Below are 1,550 nucleotides of genomic sequence, written 5' to 3'. Positions count from 1 at the left end.
CTTATAGTTCTTCCATTCATTGATCTAGAGACTTTCCTAGCGCTCTTACTCAATGGAACATGCTTCTGTTAGTTACGAATAAGCCTGCGCCAAACATTGAATGTTCATAACAAGACTCTCGAACTAACAGAAGTCATTTTGGTTCAAAACGCACACTCAGGGAACGTCGCCGACCGACTATCTATAAGACTTGCGCGAACCAAAAATCACGCACGTTCCGTGTCCTACTTTAACCAAAGGTTCTCTTTTATGAAAGTTCAATCTCCTAATGATTTTGCTTGTCTCATCGGTATTGACTGGGCCGATCGTAAACATGATTTTTGCATAACTGATCAGTCTGGGAACGAACATACCTATGGTGTGATTTCATCCAAGCCAGAAGCCATCGATAAATGGGTACTGGAGCTTCAGCGAAGGTTCCCTAAGCAACAGATCGCTATCAGTTGTGAGCTCAAGAAAGGCCCCTTAGTGCATGCTCTGCTGAAGTACAGTCACATCACCGTATTCTCAATCAATCCGTCGACGGTGGCTAAGTATCGCAAAGCCTTTACCCACAGTGGTGCCAAAGATGATCCCACTGACGCCAAGATCCAAGTCGATCTGCTCCGGTTGCACATGGATAAACTGCACCCGATTAAATCCGATACCGCTGAGATACGGGCGTTAGGCCAGTTGGTCGAGTACCGGCGAAGTTTGGTTCAAGATCGAGTGGACCTCACGAACCGAATCACCGGTATTCTTAAGAGTTATTACCCGCAAGTCCTTGATATCTTTAAGGAACGCGATACGGTTATCTTCTGTGAGTTCCTGTCACGTTGGCCAGACTTAAGTGCCGCTCAACGAGCTAGGCCCGACACCTTGCGGAAGTTTTTCAACCAGTTCAATTCACGTTATGGTGAGATTAATGAACAGCGTATTAAGCAAATCAAAGGAGCAATGCCGTTAACCGAGGACTTCGGTATTGTTGAACCCAACGCCCTGATGATCAAATTGCTCATACCTCAGCTTAACCTACTCAATTGGTGCGATTAAGGACTTGGACCAGGACATCAAGCGCCGACACAAAGCCCAAGAGCAACACACCATCTTTGACAGCCTTCCTGGTGCGGGTCCTCAACTGGCCCCAAGACTGTTAGTCGCTTTTGGTACTGTGATGGACCGTTATCAGTCTGCCGCAGACTTGCAACGGTACGCTGGTGTCGCCCCGGTCATTGAGCAAAGCGGTAAAAAATCGTGGACACATTGGCGTTACAGCTGCCCTAAGTTTTTGCGACAAACCTTTGTTGAATGGGCAGGACAATCTGTACGCTTTTCATTTTGGGCTAACGCCTATTACCGTCAGCAAATGGCCAAGGGTAAGCCACACAATACGGTGATACGATCACTCGCTTTTAAATGGATACGAATTGCCTTTACCTGTTGGAAAACCAATACCCCTTATGATGAATCGAAATATTTGGAGGCTTTAAAGCGAAGAGGATCTCCGCTTTTGGAATACGCGCTAAAGAGTTGAAAAAGAGTTGTGGTCCACCTCAGGGCGTGTTGTTATG

The 1,550-nt window shown here is 46.6% G+C and carries 2 protein-coding genes; both read left to right on the top strand.

Features of this window, described 5'->3' with window-relative positions:
* Positions 1 to 249 precede the first annotated feature (249 nt).
* Entirely contained in the window at positions 250 to 1,032 is a 783-nt protein-coding gene (locus IYN85_RS26090) for an IS110 family transposase (RefSeq protein ID WP_230390984.1), read from the top strand.
* Between the two features lie 4 nt (positions 1,033 to 1,036).
* The gene (locus tag IYN85_RS26085; RefSeq protein ID WP_230390983.1) at positions 1,037 to 1,513 is read left to right on the top strand and encodes an IS110 family transposase; all 477 of its coding nucleotides are present in this window, start codon (positions 1,037 to 1,039) and stop codon (positions 1,511 to 1,513) included.
* The last annotated feature ends 37 nt before the right edge of the window (positions 1,514 to 1,550 follow it).

The organism is Reinekea sp. G2M2-21 (assembly GCF_015687175.1).
In the GTDB taxonomy this organism is placed as follows: Bacteria; Pseudomonadota; Gammaproteobacteria; order Pseudomonadales; family Natronospirillaceae; genus Reinekea.
This window is presented reverse-complemented; position numbering and strand designations above follow the sequence as displayed.

What these genes read in the sequence shown, in the direction of transcription:
- IYN85_RS26090 (WP_230390984.1), top strand. Translation starts at nt 250, where the DNA reads ATGAAAGTTCAATCTCCTAATGATTTTGCTTGTCTCATCGGTATTGAC.